Origin of the sequence: Bacillus sp. UNC69MF, from assembly GCF_000746035.1 — a bacterium.
In the GTDB taxonomy this organism is placed as follows: domain Bacteria; phylum Bacillota; class Bacilli; order Bacillales; family Bacillaceae; genus Bacillus; species Bacillus velezensis.
In genome coordinates, this window is the sequence record NZ_JQKM01000004.1 from 237,908 (window position 1) to 258,307 (window position 20,400).

23 protein-coding genes are annotated in these 20,400 nt (G+C 45.8%); 2 read left to right on the forward strand and 21 right to left on the reverse strand.

The genetic code is table 11. The features are described 5' to 3' along the window. Positions 1-19 precede the first annotated feature (19 nt). From BR62_RS0105990 to BR62_RS0106005, 4 genes are all read right to left on the reverse strand, one after another. Positions 20-223: a DUF2768 domain-containing protein gene (locus BR62_RS0105990; RefSeq protein WP_015240106.1), complete on the reverse strand. Its 204-nt coding sequence runs from the start codon at positions 221-223 to the stop codon at positions 20-22. Positions 224-541: 318 nt separating this feature from the next. Then, positions 542-1,579, reverse strand: coding sequence for an NAD(P)H-dependent glycerol-3-phosphate dehydrogenase (locus BR62_RS0105995; protein WP_003153434.1), 1,038 nt, complete (start codon positions 1,577-1,579; stop codon positions 542-544). A gap of 17 nt (positions 1,580-1,596) precedes the next feature. Continuing rightward, positions 1,597-2,907: a ribosome biogenesis GTPase Der gene (gene der, locus BR62_RS0106000; protein ID WP_003153433.1), complete on the reverse strand. Its 1,311-nt coding sequence runs from the start codon at positions 2,905-2,907 to the stop codon at positions 1,597-1,599. 192 nt (positions 2,908-3,099) lie between these two features. Further along, positions 3,100-3,702 carry a YphA family membrane protein gene (locus BR62_RS0106005; protein WP_032870086.1) on the reverse strand — a complete coding sequence of 201 codons (603 nt, stop codon included), beginning with the start codon at positions 3,700-3,702 and terminating at the stop codon, positions 3,100-3,102. Positions 3,703-3,778: 76 nt separating this feature from the next. Here BR62_RS0106005 and BR62_RS19075 point away from each other — a divergent pair, with 76 nt between their 5' ends. Further along, a complete protein-coding gene (locus tag BR62_RS19075; protein WP_003153429.1) occupies positions 3,779-3,910 on the forward strand; it encodes a YpzI family protein in 132 nt (43 codons plus the stop codon). A gap of 34 nt (positions 3,911-3,944) precedes the next feature. Here BR62_RS19075 and fni read toward each other — a convergent pair whose 3' ends face one another. The 17 genes from fni to BR62_RS0106085 all read right to left on the reverse strand — a co-directional run bounded on the left by fni (position 3,945) and on the right by BR62_RS0106085 (position 19,786). After that, positions 3,945-4,994, reverse strand: a complete 1,050-nt coding sequence (fni, locus tag BR62_RS0106010) for a type 2 isopentenyl-diphosphate Delta-isomerase (RefSeq protein ID WP_032870088.1) — start codon at positions 4,992-4,994, stop codon at positions 3,945-3,947. A 14-nt stretch (positions 4,995-5,008) separates the two neighbouring features. Continuing rightward, complete coding sequence (gene rpsA / locus BR62_RS0106015; protein ID WP_003153426.1) at positions 5,009-6,157, reverse strand: 30S ribosomal protein S1; 1,149 nt, start codon at positions 6,155-6,157, stop codon at positions 5,009-5,011. Between the two features lie 227 nt (positions 6,158-6,384). Then, on the reverse strand, positions 6,385-7,059 hold the full coding sequence (gene cmk / locus BR62_RS0106020) for a (d)CMP kinase (RefSeq protein ID WP_032870090.1): 675 nt from the start codon (positions 7,057-7,059) through the stop codon (positions 6,385-6,387). 78 nt (positions 7,060-7,137) lie between these two features. After that, positions 7,138-7,314, reverse strand: a complete 177-nt coding sequence (locus tag BR62_RS19680; protein WP_003153420.1) for a YpfB family protein — start codon at positions 7,312-7,314, stop codon at positions 7,138-7,140. 46 nt (positions 7,315-7,360) lie between these two features. Next, a complete protein-coding gene (locus tag BR62_RS0106025; protein ID WP_032870093.1) occupies positions 7,361-8,017 on the reverse strand; it encodes a flagellar brake protein in 657 nt (218 codons plus the stop codon). 87 nt (positions 8,018-8,104) lie between these two features. Beyond that, complete coding sequence (gene ypeB, locus BR62_RS0106030) at positions 8,105-9,454, reverse strand: germination protein YpeB (protein WP_007409448.1); 1,350 nt, start codon at positions 9,452-9,454, stop codon at positions 8,105-8,107. Positions 9,455-9,478: 24 nt separating this feature from the next. Continuing rightward, positions 9,479-10,348, reverse strand: a complete 870-nt coding sequence (gene sleB, locus BR62_RS0106035) for a spore cortex-lytic enzyme (protein ID WP_020956006.1) — start codon at positions 10,346-10,348, stop codon at positions 9,479-9,481. A gap of 131 nt (positions 10,349-10,479) precedes the next feature. Then, positions 10,480-11,136 carry a glutamic-type intramembrane protease PrsW gene (prsW, locus tag BR62_RS0106040; protein WP_003153415.1) on the reverse strand — a complete coding sequence of 219 codons (657 nt, stop codon included), beginning with the start codon at positions 11,134-11,136 and terminating at the stop codon, positions 10,480-10,482. A gap of 96 nt (positions 11,137-11,232) precedes the next feature. Continuing rightward, entirely contained in the window at positions 11,233-12,216 is a 984-nt protein-coding gene (locus BR62_RS0106045) for a YpdA family putative bacillithiol disulfide reductase (RefSeq protein WP_012117874.1), read from the reverse strand. A 105-nt stretch (positions 12,217-12,321) separates the two neighbouring features. After that, entirely contained in the window at positions 12,322-13,596 is a 1,275-nt protein-coding gene (gene gudB, locus BR62_RS0106050; RefSeq protein ID WP_003153413.1) for an NAD-specific glutamate dehydrogenase, read from the reverse strand. A gap of 160 nt (positions 13,597-13,756) precedes the next feature. Next, on the reverse strand, positions 13,757-14,341 hold the full coding sequence (locus BR62_RS0106055; RefSeq protein ID WP_003153412.1) for a genetic competence negative regulator: 585 nt from the start codon (positions 14,339-14,341) through the stop codon (positions 13,757-13,759). A gap of 151 nt (positions 14,342-14,492) precedes the next feature. Then, positions 14,493-15,281: a metallophosphoesterase gene (locus BR62_RS0106060; protein WP_012117876.1), complete on the reverse strand. Its 789-nt coding sequence runs from the start codon at positions 15,279-15,281 to the stop codon at positions 14,493-14,495. Between the two features lie 86 nt (positions 15,282-15,367). Beyond that, complete coding sequence (locus BR62_RS0106065; RefSeq protein WP_007409443.1) at positions 15,368-15,826, reverse strand: YpbF family protein; 459 nt, start codon at positions 15,824-15,826, stop codon at positions 15,368-15,370. A 68-nt stretch (positions 15,827-15,894) separates the two neighbouring features. After that, the gene (locus BR62_RS0106070) at positions 15,895-16,665 is read right to left on the reverse strand and encodes a LysM peptidoglycan-binding domain-containing protein (RefSeq protein WP_032870095.1); all 771 of its coding nucleotides are present in this window, start codon (positions 16,663-16,665) and stop codon (positions 15,895-15,897) included. Beyond that, on the reverse strand, positions 16,643-17,230 hold the full coding sequence (locus BR62_RS0106075; protein ID WP_015240111.1) for a CPBP family intramembrane glutamic endopeptidase: 588 nt from the start codon (positions 17,228-17,230) through the stop codon (positions 16,643-16,645). Before BR62_RS0106075 ends, BR62_RS0106070 begins: the two co-directional genes overlap by 23 nt. A 14-nt stretch (positions 17,231-17,244) precedes the next feature. Continuing rightward, positions 17,245-18,735 (reverse strand): RecQ family ATP-dependent DNA helicase, encoded by a 1,491-nt coding sequence (locus BR62_RS0106080; RefSeq protein ID WP_032870100.1) that lies wholly within the window; start codon positions 18,733-18,735, stop codon positions 17,245-17,247. Beyond that, complete coding sequence (locus tag BR62_RS0106085; protein ID WP_032870103.1) at positions 18,728-19,786, reverse strand: YpbB family protein; 1,059 nt, start codon at positions 19,784-19,786, stop codon at positions 18,728-18,730. Before BR62_RS0106085 ends, BR62_RS0106080 begins: the two co-directional genes overlap by 8 nt. A 268-nt stretch (positions 19,787-20,054) precedes the next feature. Between BR62_RS0106085 and BR62_RS0106090 the strand changes: the two genes are divergently transcribed. Next, positions 20,055-20,303: a ferredoxin gene (locus BR62_RS0106090; protein ID WP_003153403.1), complete on the forward strand. Its 249-nt coding sequence runs from the start codon at positions 20,055-20,057 to the stop codon at positions 20,301-20,303. Positions 20,304-20,400: the final 97 nt, after the last annotated feature.

The following is a 20,400-nucleotide window of genomic DNA, read 5'->3' on the forward strand; positions in this document are numbered from 1 at the left end:
TCCGCGCCCCCTTTTTGCTTTATTCATTGACAGGCCCGCTGAAAACGACCATTAACACGATCAATCCCGAGATGATCATGCAGGCATAAGCGAGTGAAGAAACCGCTGCTTTTATCAGTTTGTTTTTCACTTTGTACCTGCTGACATAAATAGAGGCCACCGCAACAAACATTAATCCCATCGCACCAAGCGCAAACCACATTTTCATCAATGCCACACTCACGTTCGTGCCCCCCGTCCCATCATTGTAAGCGTTATATTTCATTTTAATATACAAATGTTGAAAAGATCAACAGGTTTTCCATCTATTGAAAAACAAAAAAAACTGAAGCAAAGAGGGGGACTTTGCTTCAGTCAAGTTGACTATATTCACCTGTACGTCTGAGATACACTCTCTTGGACTTCGATGCTATAGTATGCGCAGATGCATACGTCTGCATCCTCTTCTGCCTAAATCAGCAAATGTTTTAAGCGATTTCAGCCGGAGAGTTCTGCGTTTTGGACTTTCGTCACTTCAGAATATGCTGACGGCATGTTATTGTCACTTCACCCGGTTTTCGAATGTGTTGACCAAGTCTTCCATCTCATGGGTTTTCACTCTGGCCATTAAGGATTCTACGGCCGTTTCTACCTTCTGCCCGTTAAATAATACTTGGTGAAGCGCCTCTGTGATCGGCATTTTCACTTGGTATTTTTGAGACAGCTGATACGCAGCTTTCGTCGTCCGCACGCCTTCAACAACCATCCCCATCTTATCCAGGACAGCTTCCAGCTTATATCCTTTGCCGAGCAGGTTGCCGGCGCGCCAGTTTCGGGAATGAACGCTTGTACACGTCACGATTAAATCGCCTACGCCGGTCAGGCCGGAAAAGGTGAGCGGATTTCCGCCCATCTTTGTGCCGAGTCTGGCGATTTCAGCAAGACCTCGGGTGATTAAGGCCGCTTTTGCATTATCTCCGTATCCCAATCCGTCTGTAATCCCCGCTGCAAGAGCGATGATATTCTTTAACGCTCCCCCTATTTCCACACCGATCATATCCGGATTGGTATAGACGCGGAAATGCTGGTTCATGAATAAATCCTGAACCGCTTCTGCAGCCTTGATATTTTTTGAAGATGATGTAACAGTCGTCGGGTGTCTTAATCCGACTTCCTCAGCGTGGCTCGGCCCTGAAAGCACGACGATGTCTTTTCTGTACTCCTCAGGCAGCTCCTCTTCCATTAATTCTGAAATGCGGAGAAGCGAATCCGGCTCAATTCCCTTGCTGACATGAACAAAAATCGATTGTTTCGGGATGTACGGCAGAGCCTTTTTCAGCACTTCCCGAATGGCTTTTGTCGGAACTGCCACAATGATGAAGTCAGCTCCTTTTAAAGCCTCGCTTAAATCAGCTGTACCGATGATAGAACTTGATAGCTCCACCCCCGGCAGGTAATCTTTGTTTTCATGCAGTTCGTTGATTTGATCGATCAATTCGGCACGGTGTCCCCACATCATGACTTGATGTCCGTTATCAGCCAGCACTAAAGAAAGTGCAGTGCCCCAGCTTCCCGCTCCAAGCATTGCCACTTTTTTCATCTCTGTATCACACCTTTTTATTTTCTTGCTCTTGCAAATATTTTAATTGGCGTACCTTCAAATCCGAAAGCGTCCCGGATTCGGTTTTCTAAAAAGCGTTCATAAGAAAAATGCATCAGTTCCGGATCGTTGACAAAAACAACGAAGCTCGGCGGCTTAACAGCGACTTGAGTCGCATAGTAAATTTTCAGACGGGAGCCGTTGTGCGTCGGAGTCGGATTCATGGCGACCGCATCCATAATGACATCATTTAAGACATTTGTCTGCACGCGGAGAGAGTGGTTTTCACTCGCTTTAATAATCGCAGGCATGAGTGTATGAATCCGCTTTGTCGTCAGTGCCGACATAAACAGCACCGGCGCGTAATCGAGAAATTGGAAATGTTCCCGAATATTCTGTTCAAATTCTTTCATCGTGCGCTCGTCTTTATCAACGGCATCCCATTTGTTTACGATAATGACGACGGCTTTCCCGGCTTCATGGGCGTATCCGGCGATCCGCTTGTCCTGCTCAAGGATGCCTTCTTCTGCATTCAGCACAACGCCGACGACGTCTGAGCGGTCAATGGCTTTTAACGCCCGAAGCACACTGTATTTTTCTGTTGTTTCATATACTTTACCCTTTTTTCTCATTCCCGCCGTGTCAACGATTACAAATTCCTGCTGATTGTAGGTGAACGCCGTATCCACAGCGTCTCTAGTCGTTCCGGCTACGTTGCTCACGATAACCCGCTCTTCGCCGAGCATCGCATTGACAAGGGATGATTTTCCGACATTCGGGCGGCCGATCAGGCAGAATTGAACGACATCATCACTGTACTTCGTCTCCGGAATGTTTTTAAAATGCTCGGCACAAGCATCGAGCAAATCTCCCAATCCTAAACCGTGTGTGCCCGAAATCGGATACGGTTCTCCAAAGCCGAGCGCATAAAAGTCATAGATGTTCGCTCTCATTTCGGTATTATCTAATTTATTTACGGCTAATACGACCGGTTTTTTCGTCCGGTACAGTATTTTCGCCACTTCTTCATCCGCAGACGTCACACCTTCGCGGCCGTTCACCATAAAGATGATCACATCAGCCTCGTCCATGGCGATTTCAGCCTGCTGGCGGATCTGTGTCAGAAACGGTTCGTCTCCGATATCAATTCCGCCCGTATCAATCAGGTTAAAATCATAATTCAGCCATTCCGCCGAACTGTATATCCGGTCCCGCGTCACTCCGGGGGTATCTTCTACTATTGAAATTCTTTCACCCGCAATCCGGTTAAAGATTGTGGATTTTCCCACATTCGGTCTTCCGACAATGGCTACGACAGGTTTACCCATAGTACCCTTCCTTTCAATCCAGCCGCTTACATTTTCACAAAAAATTGTTCAACCGGTTATTAAAAATCATCTTCGCTATGAAAAGAACCCTTCAAACAGAAGGGCTTAACTCATTTATTATATCAGTTTTCACTGAGATCACAATGTATTCTTCAAAATGTTTCGCATTCATGTAACAGTCTCCGTCTGTTTTCAAGACATTTTTGTCGCTCCTTTGCCCTGCTTTTTGCTTTTTTGGCTGATGCGCGCCGCAAGCTGTTCATATGTAGTCAGCCCGACGAGCAGAATCACTCCCGCCGAACAGCCTGAAAGCCATTGATAATCCCCGACGGCTGCAGCACCCGCAATATTGCGGATGACCGCAGCATACAATAGCTCCCCCTGGCACATGCCGAGAACAAAAAGACAAAGCCTCTCAGGGAACCGCCCCTCAACGGAAAGCGTAATAACGGTAAGCAGTATAACCGCCGCCCATTCAGGTTTTATGATAAACCAAACAGGATCATATAATGCAAAAAGAAAAATAAAGCCGTACGCCGCAGCCGCCGTCAGATGAATCACAATATTACGGAGCCGTTTATGCATGCCGAGGCTTCCCGCATAAACAAATGCCGCAGCAAAAAACATGACATATGCCGCATTCAGCGTAAAATAAGCCGTAATCTGATGTATGCTTGCCATCATATTAGTCAAAATAAAGACTGATACGTAAAAACGGCTTTTTGTTTTGGCAAAAATAAAAGTCGCAAGTATCCATAAAAACCACATTGACCAGTAATAATAAAACGGTTCCATAATCGCTCCTCCTCTGATCAGTATGGAGCGGGAACGCATTTTTTAAACCAATTATGCCTGAAAGGAGCGGATAAGGATGGGAAAAGACAGACAGGAGAAAAAACTGAAAGCCTCCCGACGAGTGGAATCTGATCGCGATGATTCGATTCACCATAAAGGAGCGACAAGCCTTGAGCAAAACGGGGAATTCCGAAAAAGAAAATCGTAAAAAACAGAAAAAGGCATGCGGGTTCGCATGCCTTTTAACGTCTGCTGAAACAGGACGTGTCAATCCCCCGTTCAGAAAGCCAGTGATGTGTGTCACCTTTTATGACCAAAGGCGCCTTTTGCAATTGGGCAACCGATTGACATCCGAGGGCGGTCATAATCATTTTCAGCTCTTGCAAAAGCGCCGTCATCTCGTCAAACAGGCCCTCTTCTCCTTTAGAGGTGAGAGCTTTCAGGAAAGTGCCCGCCATTCCCGCGCCGGAAGCGCCGAGGGCAATCGATTTGGCGACATCCAGGGCGCTTTGCAGCCCGCCGGATGCGATAATTGATTGATCAGCGGAGAGCGAGTGGATTTCCGCTAAGCTTGCGGCAGTGGAAATTCCCCACGTATTAAAAAAATGAAGCGCCTTCTCTCTGCGCATATTTTCGATCTTAGAGAAATTTGTACCGCCGTATCCGCCGGCATCAACTGCTGCTGCGCCAGCATCAAATAACTGCCGTGCCGATTCCCTGCTCATTCCGAAGCCGACTTCTTTGACAAAAACGGGAACTCCCGCTTCCGCCGCAATCCGCTCAATACGGCCGAGAGCGCCAGTAAAGCTTCTGTCACCCTCTGGCATGACGATCTCCTGAATCACATTTAAATGAATCTGGAGGGCATCTGCTTGAATCATATCAACTGCTCTTTTCGCCTGCTCGGCATCCGCCTCGCTGCCTAAATTGGCAAATATCAGCCCGTCCGGATTCTCTTTTCTGACGATCTCATAAGAACACCGTTCGGAGGGATCTTTTAAAGCTGACATTTGCGAACCGACAGCCAGCGGCATGCCGGCTTTGCGCGCCGCTCTTGCCAGCGATCTGTTAATTTCGTATGTAAGCTGTCCGCCGCCGCCTGTCATCGCATTGATAAAAATCGGCGAACTGCTTGTGAGTCCGCCGATTTTCGTTGATATATCCACTTTTTCCAATGCTAGGTTCGGTAGGCTGACATGAACAAACGTAATATCATCAAGCCCCGTTTCCCGGTTTTGGCCGGTAGACAGCGCATGATTTATATGTTCTCTTTTTCGTTCTGCTCGTGTCACGTTTTATCACCAATTTATTTTAATTTATTAAGCTTGTCTCCGATTAAATCGCCAAGCTGGAAGCCGGTGCTCGGCTCTTCTTTCGCCTGGTATTGGCGGAAGTCCTCCTGATCGGCTTTCGGCGCTTCTTCAAGCTCACGCATGCTTAAGGAAATGCGCTCTTCGCTTTCGTTCACGTCAAGCACTTTCACTTTAACAGTCTGTCCTTCTTCAAGCACTTCATGCGGCGTTCCGATATGTTTATTGGAAATTTGCGAAATGTGCACAAGTCCTTCCACGCCCGGAAGAATTTCAACGAAGGCGCCGAAGCTTACAAGGCGCTGCACTTTTCCTTCAAGCACATCTCCCTGTTTTACCTTTTCGCCGATCTGGCTCCAAGGTCCCGGCAGCGTTTCTTTAATAGATAAAGAAATACGTTCGTTATCGCGGTCTACGGACAGTACTTTCACTTTTACGTCCTGACCTTCTTCCACCACGTCAGACGGTTTTTCGACGTGTGAATGAGACAGCTGCGAAATATGAACAAGCCCGTCAATTCCGCCGATGTCGACAAATGCGCCGAAATCAGTCAGACGCTGCACTTTTCCTTCAAGCACGCTTCCAACCTCAAGCGTTTGGAGAAAATCATGCTTTTTGGCTGTCTGTTCTTTTTCCACTACAGCCCGGTGTGACAGAATCACCCGGTTTTTATCACGGTCGAGTTCAACGACGATAAGAGAGAGGGTTTTCCCTTTATAGTCAGTGAAATCCTCGACGAAATGAGCTTCGACAAGTGATGCGGGAATGAAGCCGCGAACGCCGATATCAACGACGAGACCGCCTTTCACCACATCTTTCACTTCAGCTTCAAACACTTCTTTTGTGTCGAATTTTTTTTCAAGGTCTTCCCAAGCGCGGTCAGCATCAACGGCACGTTTAGATAAAATCAAAGCATCGTCTTCCACTTTTGTTACTTTCAGGTCAAGCTCGTCGTCAACTTTTACGACATCCGATGCTTTCTCTACATGAAGACTTGATAATTCACTGATTGGAATGATTCCGGACTGTTTGACATTGACAATTTCGACATCTACATGCTTGTCCTCTACCTTTGTCACAATCCCTTTTACTACATCTCCAACCTCTGGCACTTGAACATCAATTTGATTCATTTCCTCTGTCATTTGAATAACCTCCTTGGTCCAAACCTACACAGCTTAATTAATACGGTTTGAAAGCTGAACATGTGAATGTCCGCTTTTCAGCCGAATATGTATTAAAGAATCATCCAAAAAAGATTTTGAATGATCAATAAAAAGTTTTATTAGTATTAACTTCTAATAAATGGACTGGTTTGTCAAGCAATAACATCTTGTCTTTCGAAAAAAATTATAAAGCGCTCCGCCCGAAGTTAACGTGATTTCTGTTCGACGATCTCCAGAATTTTTCCTGCGACTTCAGCAATGCTGAGTGACGTCGTATCGATTTCAATCGCGTCTTCCGCTTTGCGCAGCGGGGAAACTTCCCTCTCTGAATCGAGTTTGTCGCGTCTGGAAATTTCTTCAATGAGCGTCTCGTAATTCACGTCATAGCCTTTTTTCTTATTCTCTTCATATCGGCGCTTCGCTCTTTCCTCTACGGACGCGAGCAGAAAAATTTTCACTTCGGCATCAGGCAGCACATGAGTACCGATATCACGGCCGTCCATGACGACACCGCCTTTTTCTCCGAGCTGCTGCTGTCTTTTGACCATTTCTTCTCTGACGCCTTTATGCTTGGCGGCGATTGATACTTGGTTGCTGACTTCGTCTTTACGGATTTCTTCTGTCACATCTTCTCCGTTTACCAGAACGATTTGTCCTTCCGGAGCGGATACAAGCTCAATTTCCGTACGCTTCAGCAGCTCTGTAAGCGCTGCTTCATCAGTTAAATCGGCATTCTGCTTGAGCGCCGTATATGTAATGGCACGATACATCGCTCCTGTATCAATGTACACATATGATTTTTTCTCAGCCACTATTTTAGCAACGGTGCTTTTTCCGGCAGCGGCCGGCCCGTCGATCGCAATTGATAATTTCTTGTCCATAATCTCTCTCCTTGCTCTTTACTCCTCTATGGATTGTATCATGAACTGCCGGAAAAGGGGCGAAAAAATTGAGCTGATTTACCGCTTTACCGTTTCAATCCATTCTTTTTTCTCCATTTTATCAACTCCCTCATATTTCACAGCTTTCGAAATATAAGGTTCAATAGGCTGATAATGAAGCAAAAATTGCACCGCGCCCAAAATTATAAGCTGAATGCAGACCAATTTGACCAGCAGACGTTCAAACGTTTTCATACACGCGCACCTCCATTAGGATTAGTATGGAAAAGTGCGCTGCTGTTTATTCCGACAGACTGTTTCTTCTCTGCTGCAGCTGCGCGCGCATACAATATTGGAGTAAAAGCTGCTGCGATGCGGGATCGATTTCTGCAAATTCAAGCGTCATTTTTTGTTTATCCGCCTTTTCATCATAAAAAATCCGCTGGGTAACAGCCTCGGCCGTAATATCGGCTGTATTTTCCTTGCCGGGAAGAGAAAATGAGACATACAGCTTTTCACCTGGTTCCGCGGAAATATGCTCAGGCATCACAACAGCGATTCCGCCGGCGCTGATATTAGAGGAAACCGTCTGGAAAGCGGTTTTTTCCGCTTCCATTTTGACGGATACATCCAATACTGCGTCTGCACGGACGTATCGGCGTCTTTGAATCCGCTTCATTTCCTCCTGAGGGGGGATGTCCAATCCGATCATCGGGATGGGGTCTTTTTTCTTTCCTTTGATTATGCTTTTAAATTGATACGGCACGTGGCCATTCCCCATAAATTCCGCTGTTATTTCCAATCCTTTATGCAAAAAGACCGTCCGTCCCGAATCCAGATCGACGGGATATGAGATGTGCAGTTCGCCGTTTTCAACGCTTACTGCTTTGCTCCTCGCTTTTTTGGGCTCATTGTTCTCTATGTATTCAATCCAAATATAATCTCCGACAGCTATCATGGGCCTTCACTCTTTCATTATTTATGCTTTTATTAAAGCATGTAACGAAAAAAAGGAAAAGACTTTCAGTCCTTTCCTCCTTTATTTTTATAGGTCTTTATATATAGGTTCTGCACTTTTTAACTTTTCTATTTTTTCCTCTTTTCCGTCGTCCGCATTAATGAACATTTGATACGTGTCTTTCCCGATCGTCCCAAGCATTTCGTAGCAAAGCACTTCCTGACCGAGCTCATTCGTGATCAGCGCCTGCCGGGTCTCCCGCACTTCAACATTTTTATTCAGCTTCGCTTTCGCTTCATCAGCTGACAAAGCGGGAGCCGGAATCGTTCTCGTGCGGTGCGCCGCCAGGTAATCACGCGCGGAAAAACCGACGACTTCACCATCATCCAGCGCCACTTTCATTCGGATGGCTTCCGGATAAATGCGGACATTTTTCTCCACGGGGATAAAAGAAAAGACGCCGATGTTATTATATTGCGCGCTTTCATCAATTTCGAGGCCTTTTGTTTCATATCCATTTTTCTTTAAAAACGCGACGGCCCGGTTAGATGCTTCATTGAGGCTGATCTTTTGTTTCTTCACGGCCCGTTTTTGAATCAAATAGACCGGATGTCCGCCTTTTTGGGTAATATCCATATAGATAAAAGACTTGTTGTCGGCGTCTTTCATGCGGATGCTGTATACGTCCCGATTCGTCTTCCTGCCGCTTTTGACCACTTTAATTGAATAATTATGATCAGGCGCAAACCGTTGCGCGATTTTGACCGCTTCTTTTTCCGTAATTTGTTTTCCTTTCAGATGCGTAAAACCTTTTCGTTCTGTATTTGCTCCCGTAAATGTGGGGCTGATGCTGTCTTCAGAAAAAGCGCCTACATTTTTTTCGACTGTTTTAAAGCTGTCGACGATCGTATTATCGCTTTGTTTTTTGTCAGAGGCGAGCGCCATCTCAACATCCATCCACCGTAAATTTTTGCTCATGACGAGATGCTGAACGCTGCGGAGCTGGTTTTGAATGTTCTCCGCCTGTTTGTACAGGCTGTTCAGTGTTGTATATTCTTTCTTATCAAGCGGTTTTTGGTCTAAATCCCGGACGGATGTTTTATAGCTGAAATCTCCTATGTTGGATAAAAACTCCTCCGTCTTATTAAAAGGCATGAGAGTCAGGGGCAGCTGGCTCACATTGTTATGAGCTTCAGATGTTATTCTCCATACATCAATGAGCGCCGGAGACAGAGATTTTTTACTGTTCATCGCAAGCGTCGTCCCGATTTTGTCGTGAAGCTGATCTACATGGTACGTCAATTCATGAAAAGCCCTCTGATAATTATTTTCCGCGTGCAGAAGGACCGCATCTTTTTCCTGATGCTCTTTATATCCCCAGTATCCGGTTGCGGCGATCGCGACACCGAGAACAGCGATAATGATTCCTCTAATCATGTTAACACCTCATTTTGCGTACTTTTACTCACAGAAAATGTGCTTTCCGATTCTTTTAATCTGCGGACGTCCCCAAATCCATTTACTTGTCGCCGTATCAGGATTGAAATAATAAATCGCGTTTTCAGAAGGATCCCAGCCGTTGATCGCATCAAGAACCGCTTCTTTTGCTCTTTCATTCGGCTGCATATATATTTGGCCGTCGGCAACGGCGGTAAACGCGAGCGGTTCGAAAATGACGCCGGCCACCGTATTCGGAAATAACGGGCTTTTAATACGGTTTAAAATAACCGCGGCGATGGCAACCTGTCCTTCAAACGGCTCACCGCGCGCTTCCCCGTACACAGCCTGTGCCAGAAGATTGATGTCGTTGTTTGAGAAACCGCCAGGCATATTGGCCGCTGTCGTATTTTGCTTTTGATTTGACTGACCGCCTGTATTGTTTTGCGGCTTTTGAACAGGCTTATTCGTTCCCGCCGGCTTCTGCGTTCCGGCTCTCGGTTTTGTTTGGTTTTTCAATGGGACGTTGCCATAATGAGTGAACGTATTCCCTTTTTGGATCTGCTCCATTACATATTCACGGTAATATTTTGATTTAGAAATCAGCACCTGTTTGGTTTTCGCGCCGACGAGGCCGTCAACCGGCTTCATGCCGAATTTCTCCTGAAAATTTCTCACGGCCCAGTATGTGGTCCAGCCGTAAACACCATCGATTTTCCCGTTATAAAATCCGTTATATTGAAGACGGGCCTGCAATTCTATAACATCATCACCCGTCGCGCCTCTTTGAATCACTTGATTTGAAAACGCATGAACCGTTTCATGATGATCGAAGAAAGCGGCGGCGAAAGAAAATAGAATGAGACATGCCATAAAGGCTCCTTTGCACTTCATCTCTTCAAGCCTCCTACTGCAAAATTTAAAGTGTACCCGTATTGTCTGTCACGAGGTTATTTTTATGCACGTTTCCTTCTTATCCCTCGTCAATGCATAAAAAAAGAAACCGCACGCGACGCGCGGTTTCTTCACACTTGGATCATATTGACGGAGCGTGCTTTTTTTGCCTTTCGCAGCCCGAACCACCATAAAAACAGCATAAACGGCAGCATATAATATACCCAATGATTGAGGGCGGTAAGAATAAAATCGTAAGAACCGTGCAGACATGAAGGCACGGCCAGCGAAATCACAAGCCATTTGACACGGGCTTTTTTCTGCGAAAAGCGGGCTTTTCCGAGATAAAATCCCATAATCACTCCGATCAGCGCATGGCAGGAGACCGGCAGAAGCGCCCTGATGAAAGCATGCTCAACGCCGTGGCCGAATAGATACAGAATATTTTCAAGCGTGGCAAATCCTAAAGACACACTGGCCCCGTAAACGATTCCGTCATAATGCTCATCAAAATGAGCATGCGGATACACACTGATCATCAGAACGAACCATTTCACCGATTCTTCCAGAAATCCCGAAGACAAAAACGAAACGAAAAAGCTTCCTCCCCCTACATGCTCTTTTTCAAGAACATATTGGATAAACATGGTCGGAAACACAAGAACAACCCCGAGAAAAAAAGACCTCAGCACCATATGTACGGGTTCATTGTCATACTGATCTTTTAAATAAAAATAGCTTAACAGCGCAATGCCGGGAGCAATTCCTGCAGAGATGATTGCAAACATCAGGCAACCTCTTTCCTTTATATTCCTATATCTATCGTACCATGTTGTTCATATTTTTACATCTTTCAATTTTTTTAAAAAAGAGCATATGAATGATCATATGCTCTCTGCACCCAGCCGTTTTGATATTTCATTTGCGATCAAGCCGCCGTGAAAACGGCCGTTCTCGATAAAAATTTCGTTGGCGTTATTTCCAGCCGCAATGACTCCGGCGATAAAAACACCGTCAACATTTGTTTCCATCGTTTCTTCCCGGAAAAACGGCCGGCCTGATTCCGCATCAATCCGCACACCGATTTTTTCGAGGAAACCGTGATCGGGATGGTATCCCGTCATGGCAAATACGAAATCGTTTTTCAGCCGGACCGTCTCATTTCGGCCGGAGCGGAAAATGATTTCATCTTCCGTCACTTCTTCAAGACAAGCGCCGAATTCCATCCGGATTGTGCCGTTTCTGACGAGGGCCTCAAACTCAGGCAGAATCCACGGCTTGATGCTCGGGGAGTACTCATGTCCTCTGTAGAGCACCGTGACGCGCGCACCGGACTTCACCAGTTCCAAAGCCGCATCCACACTTGAGTTTTTCCCGCCGATCACAGCAACATCTTTATCAAAATAAGGATGGCCTTCTTTAAAGTAATGAAATACCTTAGGAAGCCCTTCACCCGGTATGTTCATATAATTCGGATGATCATAATATCCTGTCGCAATGATACAAAACGGAGTGAGGTAGCGGTCTTTTGATGTTTCTACAAGAAAACGGCCGTCTTCCTGTTTCGTTACGCGCTCCACCGTTTCAAAGGCGTTTACGCGCAGCTCTTTTCTTCTGACAACCTCTCTGTAGTAAGAGAGAGCCTGTATTCGGACCGGTTTTCTGTTTTCCGTAATAAAGGCGACATCGCCGATCTCCAATTTTTCACTTGAACTGAAAAAAGTTTGGTGGGTCGGATAGTTATAAATGCTGTTTACGACATTCCCTTTTTCGATCACAAGCGCGTTCACGCCAATTTGCTTCAGATGTATAGCCGCCGATAATCCGCAAGGACCTCCGCCTATTATAATTGCTTTTTCTTCTGTCATGTCCTTCAACTCCTGCGATTGGCATTTCCATCATAAGTTTCCACTCATATAAAAAATCTCCTATATTATCATAGGAGATTTTTTTTGTTTATGCAAACGATTGGTTTATATCCAGCCTCTGAAACGCGAAGCCTCCGCCATTTTCCGCACGCCGACCATGTAAGCCGCAAGCCTCATGTCAATCCGGCGGTTTTGGGACATTTCATAAATATTATTAAACGATTTTATCATCATATTTTCCAGTTTTTCCTCGACTTCTTCTTCACTCCAGTAGAAGCCTTGGTTGTTTTGAACCCATTCAAAATAAGAAACCGTTACACCGCCGGCGCTCGCCAGAACATCGGGAACCAGCAGCGTTCCTTTGTCTGTCAGGATTTTCGTTCCTTCCAGTGTCGTCGGTCCGTTTGCCGCTTCTACAACGATTTTCGCTTTGATGCGGTCAGCGTTCTCTTCTGTAATTTGGTTTTCGATCGCCGCCGGGACAAGTATATCACAGTCCAGCTCAAGCAGCTCCTGATTCGTAATGGTGTCATTGAAAAGCTTCGTCACCGTTCCGAAGCTGTCTCTGCGGTCAAGCAGATAATCAATATCAAGACCGTCCGGATCGTAAAGGCCTCCGTACGCGTCAGAAATTCCGACAACTTTCGCGCCGGCGTCATGCATAAACTTGGCCAGATAGCTGCCCGCGTTTCCGAAACCTTGTACGACGACGCGCGCGTTCTGAATATCGAGACCTTTTTTCTTGGCCGCTTCTTTTATGCAGATGGTGACGCCTTTTGCCGTCGCTGATTCCCTGCCGTGGGATCCGCCGAGTACAAGCGGTTTTCCCGTAATAAAGCCGGGTGAGTTAAATTCATCAATTCTTGAATATTCATCCATCATCCAAGCCATAATCTGTGAGTTTGTAAATACGTCAGGTGCCGGGACGTCTTTAGTCGGTCCGACAATCTGACTGATTGCTCTGACATATCCCCTGCTCAGCCTTTCAAGCTCTCTGAATGACATATTTCTCGGATCACAAACAATTCCGCCTTTACCACCGCCATAAGGAAGATCAATAATTCCGCATTTTAAACTCATCCAGATGGAAAGTGCTTTCACCTCTTTTTCAGTTACATTCGGGTGAAAACGAATGCCGCCTTTTGTCGGACCTACGGAATCATTGTGCTGCGCACGATAGCCTGTAAATATTTTCACAGACCCGTCATCCATCCGAACAGGAATTTTAACCGTTAATAATCTGAGCGGCTCTTTCAGCAGTTCATACACTTCTTCTGGATACCCCAATTTTTCCAGAGCTTTATGTATTACGGTTTGGGTTGATTTTAATACATCATGTTTGTCTTCTTCATTATGACCGGTGAATCGATCGGCTGCCATTTGAGTTAACCTCCTAAAATCTTCTGTTTCTCTCATGCTCCCTTTCAGTGACTAGTATACACCTTCAATATCTCCGTGCATAGAAGAAAGACAATGATTTTTCCATTATTTCGCTTAAAAAAAGACGGCCGCTGAAAACAGCTGCCGTTTCAAATCTTTTTTATGAAAAATGTTTCTGGATGGTCTCCACAGCATTGCCGTCCATGATGAGTTTTCCGTACTCATGGAGCCTGTAAATCGTAATCGTCGCCGGGTGTCCGTATTCAGCCAGCACCGCGATGACGCCTTCGGCGGAACGGGAGCCGAGGTCTTCAAGGCTTACATAGTATTGGTTCTCATAGTGGTAGACGGTGCCGCCGGTAATCCCGATTCGGTGAAGGCTTCCGGCAAGCTGAATGATATCTTCAAACGAATGGAACTGATAAATAATATCCGGGCTTTCGTCAAGTTTGACCTGCATCTCGATATAATCATCGTCATATTCGTCATCTTCTGCGTCCGCGTCATGATTTTTCGTTACAATCACAACCATGCCTTGTGCCTGAAGAGAATATACTTCCACCGCGATCGGACCATTCGCTTCAAAGCCGAGCTCTGTATTTGCTTCATTCATCATATCTTTAAATAACTGGTGGACTTTAAACGAGTCCTTCCAGAGGTCTTCTTTTGTCAGTCCCCGATCAGTCAGATCGTCGAGGGTTAAAAAGATTTTAATCTTATTATAGTTCAGACGCTCAAGCCGCATAATGTTCCCTCCTGCCTCTTCTTGCACACAAATCATATAACACAGTATATGAATAAATGAGTCATAGGTTCTTAATTTGTTATCAGTTTACACCGTGTACAGCGGGAAGACAAGCAGAATGCCGTTTTTTATCACCGCGGCCGGGTTTGTTTCAGGAAGACGGCTCATCCGGTCCGCACAGCGTAATCATATGCGTCTCCGGTTTCGCCCCGAGCCTCAGCGGAACTTTTGTCGTCCCGTAGCCGTTGCTGATCAGGTAATGCGCTTTTTTTACCGTTCCCGTCCCGCCCAATTCGTACGGCCCGAACCGGCCGAAACGGATTTGGCCGCCATGCGTATGGCCGCTGAACACAGCGTCAATCCCGTCTGACTCCCTCATCTGCTCATGGATGTCCGGGTTATGGCAAAGCAGGAGGTTTACTTTGTCAGCATCCGTATATCTGATTGCAGATTCGTAATCATCCATCATCATCCTGATATCATCCACCCCGCAGATCGTAACGGTTTCCCCTTTATAAGCAAATTGAACCGATTCATTTCTCAGTGGGATCACTTTGTATGCCCGTAAAAGAGAGAGCAGTTTTTGCTGGCTGACCTCGTAATCGTTATTTCCCCACACATACATGACAGGCGCGAGAGCCGTCAGACGTTTGATGTTTTCTTCAATTCTGGCGTAAGGAACTCCGCCCTCCGCCAAATCACCGCCGAGCAAAACGGCATCCGGCTTATAACCTGCCGCTTCGCGGAGAAGCTTTTCATCAATTAAACGGCGGTGCACATCAGATATAAAAAAGATGGTGAGCGGCTTCATCCCCTTCATTTTATCAAGCGTAAATGTATGTGTTTTCAGATGGCTGCCGTTTGCCGTTTTGTACATAACGGCCGCCATAACCGCAGCCGCTCCCGCCAATGAGCCGAGAATTCCCGCTGTAAGCTTCATAAACGCACTCTCCATTCTGTCATTGTCTTATATTAGACGGACAAACAAAAAAAGACGTTTCTATCCTTTCCGGAAAACGCCTCATTTTATTTGCTTTCAAAATAAAGATTGATATCATACCGATGTTTCATCAAGTGAAAAACAGATTCTCTCGCCCTCCATTTTTCAGGCTGGGGCCATAAATCCGTGCTTTTTTGGATAATTTCACACCTCAGTTTATGAAATTCACCCTCAGCTTTTTCTTCCTTTTTTTTGAAATAATAAGAAGTGCAATACGCAAAAGCGGAAGCCATAATCCAGCACAAGTAAACCGTATGGCCTAATATTTCCTGCAGAATCAGCTGCGGAGAGGCTTGGGGGGCATTAAAGCTTTTAAACATCAGCAGTATGCACATCAGGGAAAAACAAACGAGGGACGCCCACTGCCATCTTCGGCATTGTGCGGCATAATTTTCGTATTTTAATTTCCGTTTCACCAGCGCCTGAAGCATTTGTTTCGTCGGTCCGTCAGCAAATCGGTCTAATTGCTTCCATAAAGAATCCATGCGCTTCACACCTTGTCCGTTTTCATTGGTACACTATATGAAAAACGCGGTGAAAACATGCATTTATTTTAATCAGACAGCGGAATGTTCAGAACCTGGCCGGTGTACACGTCGTTTCCGTTTAATCCGTTGTAGCTGCGGATTTTTTCTTCGCCCGCCCGGCTTTTATAGTATTTCATTGAAATGCGGTAAAGCGTTTCTTTCGGCTGTACAGTATGCTGTACGGTCCGCACTTTTTTTGGGACAGTCCCGGCTTGATCACTCGCCTCAGCCGGAGCCGCTTTTTCACGGACAGCCGGCGGAGACTGCTGTTTTGTCTCCGCGTATTCGGTGTCTGTCGGCTTTACTTGTTTTTCTGAGGGCGTTTCCGTTTTTTTAGGTGTTTTTTCACTTGGTTTTTCTTTCGTTTTTTCAGGTGCAGCCGCTTCTTTCTTATCTTTGTCGTCAGACTTTTTTTTCGATTGTTCTAAAAGAGCGGTTTCTGACGTTTCTTTCTGAGCGCCTTTCGGAATAACGGCAGGCGCGCTTTCACTGTGGTCTATAAAGACATCTTCATAGTCCTTCGGGTCAAATCTGCTGCTGTTCGTCATATAAAGAAGACCGAAAAAGACACCGATTGTTACGATAATGAACAGGACGGTCAGAAAAGTGAACAGCGGCGTTTTTGTTTTGGTTTTTTCCTTCACCTGCTCTTCCTTTTTTTTACGCTCCTCTTTTACAGATTGTCTTGTCGGGAGGCTGTCTTCTAGATATTCAATTTGTTCATCCGCGGCCGCGGCAACCTGCTGCTCGGCACGCAGCTGAGCTTTTCTTCTTTCAACTCTTGACATTTCCGTCATGCAAACCCCTCCTAACATATTGAAAACGGATCTGACAGGCAAATACCGCATCAATAATAAAATGCGCTGTAACCGGAACGAATAAATTGCCGGTCCATTCATAGATAAGCCCCAGCAAAAGACTGATGCCCGCAACCATCATAAACAGAAGCCACTTCGCCAAGTATCTGAAATGAAGCACGGTAAAAATGAAGCTGGCGGCCCATAAGCCGATATGTGTCTGCAGAACGCCTCTGAACAAAATCTCTTCGCTGAACGAAATGAGAAGCGTCAAAAACAAAATGTGCAGAACCGGCCTGTTCTTAAAAAGCAATACATTAATGCCGCCGTCATCATATAAATGCGAAGGACACCATTTCATCACCGCCAGATCGGCAAAAATGACAAGGACGGCAAGAGTTACACCGTACCATATGATATTATCGTCACGTATATGCCACAGCTTTAAAAAATCGTGAATGTCGGTAAAAAAGAAAAAGCCGATAATAGCTGAAACCGCCAATATGAGCAATTGGGTGGCGTACAGCTGCATCACAATCTCCCGGTCTGAGAGCTGCCGGATCAATTCGCTTTGCCGTCTCAGCTGAACTCACCCGCAGACTCTGATCCGAAAATCCGGCCTAATTCCAGCTTCCAATCTTCAAACCGTTCCATATTTTTACGTTCTCCTTTTTGCTCGTACGGAGCCAGATCAAGTCCGCAGCTGCTGCAGCATTGTCCGGTTTGACCATCAGTCTCATACGGTTCATCAAAATAAGACAGCAGCGCTTCTCTTATACATTCTTTCCGCTCTAATAACGCCGAAAAACGATTCATTTTACGCAGCTTCTTTTCCACGCGGTATGTCAGTTCTTCCTGCAGCTGCTCTTTTGTGGTTTTTCCTTGCAGATACAGATGGACGGCCGTTCGCGCCTGTGTTTCCTGGACGCCCTTATTGATCAGAACGTCCCGAAGCTTTCGTTCATCACCCGTACCGGCATCCCGTATGACGGCCAGAATGCCTTCCAGGTCATAATCAGACAGGCTTTCTGTCTGAATAATCTGCTGCTGAAGCTCGGTATCGCCGGGCGCCCTCAGCAAAATACTGACACTCGGGCTGCCGTCGCGTCCCGCTCTGCCGATTTCCTGCATAAAGGCCTCGGCCGTTTGGGGAGGATAAAAGTGAATGACAAAGCGGATATCTGACTTATCCACACCCATGCCGAACGCATTGGTGCAGCAGATGCAATCAAGCTGGTTATGGATAAATTGCTGCTGGATTAAAATCCTGTCGCCTGTATCCATTCCGCCGTGATAATAATCCGTCCGCTTTCCCGTTTTTTCGTTCAGCTCAGCCGCAAGCTCTTCCGCCCATTTCCTGGTCGGACAATATATGATACCCGGGCCTTCAAGCTTTTCGGCAAGCTCCGTGAGCCTGCTTATTTTTTCGGCATTATCAGCCAAATGTTCTGCCGCCAGGAGAATATTCGGCCGGTTGACTGAATAAAGATGACGCACCGCATGCTCAAGTCCGAGCACATCCGTCACGTCTCTGAGCGTTTCTTTTGTCGCTGTTGCAGTCAGCGCCAATACAGGCGGCTTTCCGAGTGCCTGCCTGAAAGGTCCGAGCTTCGAATAATCAGGCCTGAAATCATGTCCCCATTCTGATATGCAATGAGCCTCATCAATAACAAATAAACTGACAGAGACATTTTTCAAACGGTTCAGCACATAAGGTGAAGAAAGGGCTTCAGGAGACATATAGAGAAATTTATAACGGCTGATGTTGCTGAGGATAAAATGCCGCTCTGCGGAATTCAGCATGCTGTTTAATGCAGCAACCCGCTTTTCTCCTTTCGCTTTCAGCTGCTGCACCTGATCTTCCATTAATGAAAGGAGCGGCGAAATAATCAGCACCAGCCCGTCCATCATGTAACCCGGGAGCTGATAGCATAATGATTTTCCCCCGCCGGTCGGAAGCATGGCGATCGTATCTTTTTTTTGGAGCACGCTAGTCATAATCTCTTCCTGCCCTTTTTTAAAGGAATGCAAACCAAAATACCTGGATAAAGCTTTATGCAGCTCAGTCATGCTGATTCACCGTCTTTGCCAGCGCCAGCCTGATCTGAAAATAGCTGAAGCGCATCTGCATTCCTTCGCGAATCCGTTTAATTTTATTCGTTTGATGCTGTTTTGCAAATGCCGTTATCATACGCTGTTCCTCTTCAGAAAGATACTGTTCTATAAAAAATGCAGGCTGATGCAATGATATTTCTACGATATGATCTTCGATTGTGGCTGTTTTTAAATTTCTGACCGCGGCGATCCGTTCAATCGGAAACCCTTTTTCCAACAGCTCAAAGGTTTTTCTGGCAGACTGTGTCAGCGCGCTTTCCGCCTGCAAATCGGACAACAGCTCGCGCAGAGCGGGATATGCACATTGCGGAAGCGATTGAATAACATAATGTACCGCTCCCCAAAACTGGACGGACACATACCATTCATCTTCGTTCAGCTGGAGAGCAAGCTGCTTATTCGTTTTGCCGATTCTGTTGAATGAAGTTAAAGAATAGACAAAAATAAGCGCCTGCCGTTCACTTACGCCTTGCAGAAGGTGAAACAGCGTCTCATGCATTTGGACGGAAAGCTCTTTAGCATCTCTGTTTTTCCGCATGAACCGTTTGACCCATCTCAGCGTCTGCACATCGTTTGTAACCGGGATATATTGACTGCATTGATGCTCTTTGTTTGATAGGACTTGAATGAGCAGGGAAAGCCGCCTCCACAGGGTAACGGCAGGCGTTTGATAATTCGCGCCGTGGCAGTGCTTCGGCCAAGGCCGCTCGGCAAACGCCCGTTCAAGCCTTTGAACGCCGCGCGCAGTCACTTTCCACGTTCCCTCTTCTTTTCCGGCTGTAATGTATGAGTTCTCGGTGAGTTTATGCAAAGAAGCCGCAATATCGCCGCGTTCACAATGTGAAGCCATGCCGAAATATTTAGCGATCTGAAATAAGCCGGCATCCTGAATGGTTTGAGACGACTTTTTTCCTTTTAATAAATGAAACACAGCACTCGGAGTCCGTTCGCCGTCTATTTTGTCCAGACAGTCGAGAACCACGGTATCAAAGTAGTTTATCGCCAATCTAAACACACCTACATTTCTTCTGTGACAAGTTTCGTTTTTTGGTTCTTTTTATTTTAACAGATTTTCATATAAATTTGACGTTTAAAGTCATCTTTTAGGGGGAAGTGCTAAAGAGAATCCCTTATGTGATAAGCATTCTCAATCATTTTTCTGTTGAAATTTGACACTAACATCATTACAATAAGTAAGAGGAATAGGTGTTATATTTAAAAATATATAAGGTAAACCATTTGTTCCAACACGAACAATCTGGGAGGTTTTATTCATGGCAAAGTACACAATTGTAGATAAAGATACGTGTATTGCATGCGGCGCCTGCGGAGCTGCGGCACCAGACATTTATGATTATGATGATGAAGGCATTGCGTTCGTTACGCTTGACGAAAATAAAGGCGTCGTCGAAGTTCCGGAAGTTCTGGAAGAAGATATGATTGACGCATTTGAAGGATGCCCTACTGATTCAATCAAAGTTGCGGATGAACCGTTCGAAGGCGACCCGCTGAAATACGAATAAAAAAGCCCTCCCCGTGAGAGGAGCTTTTTCGTCCTGAATAAGACTCCGGCTGTTATCGGCCGGAGTCTTATTTTTTTGCGTGATCAAACAATCAAAA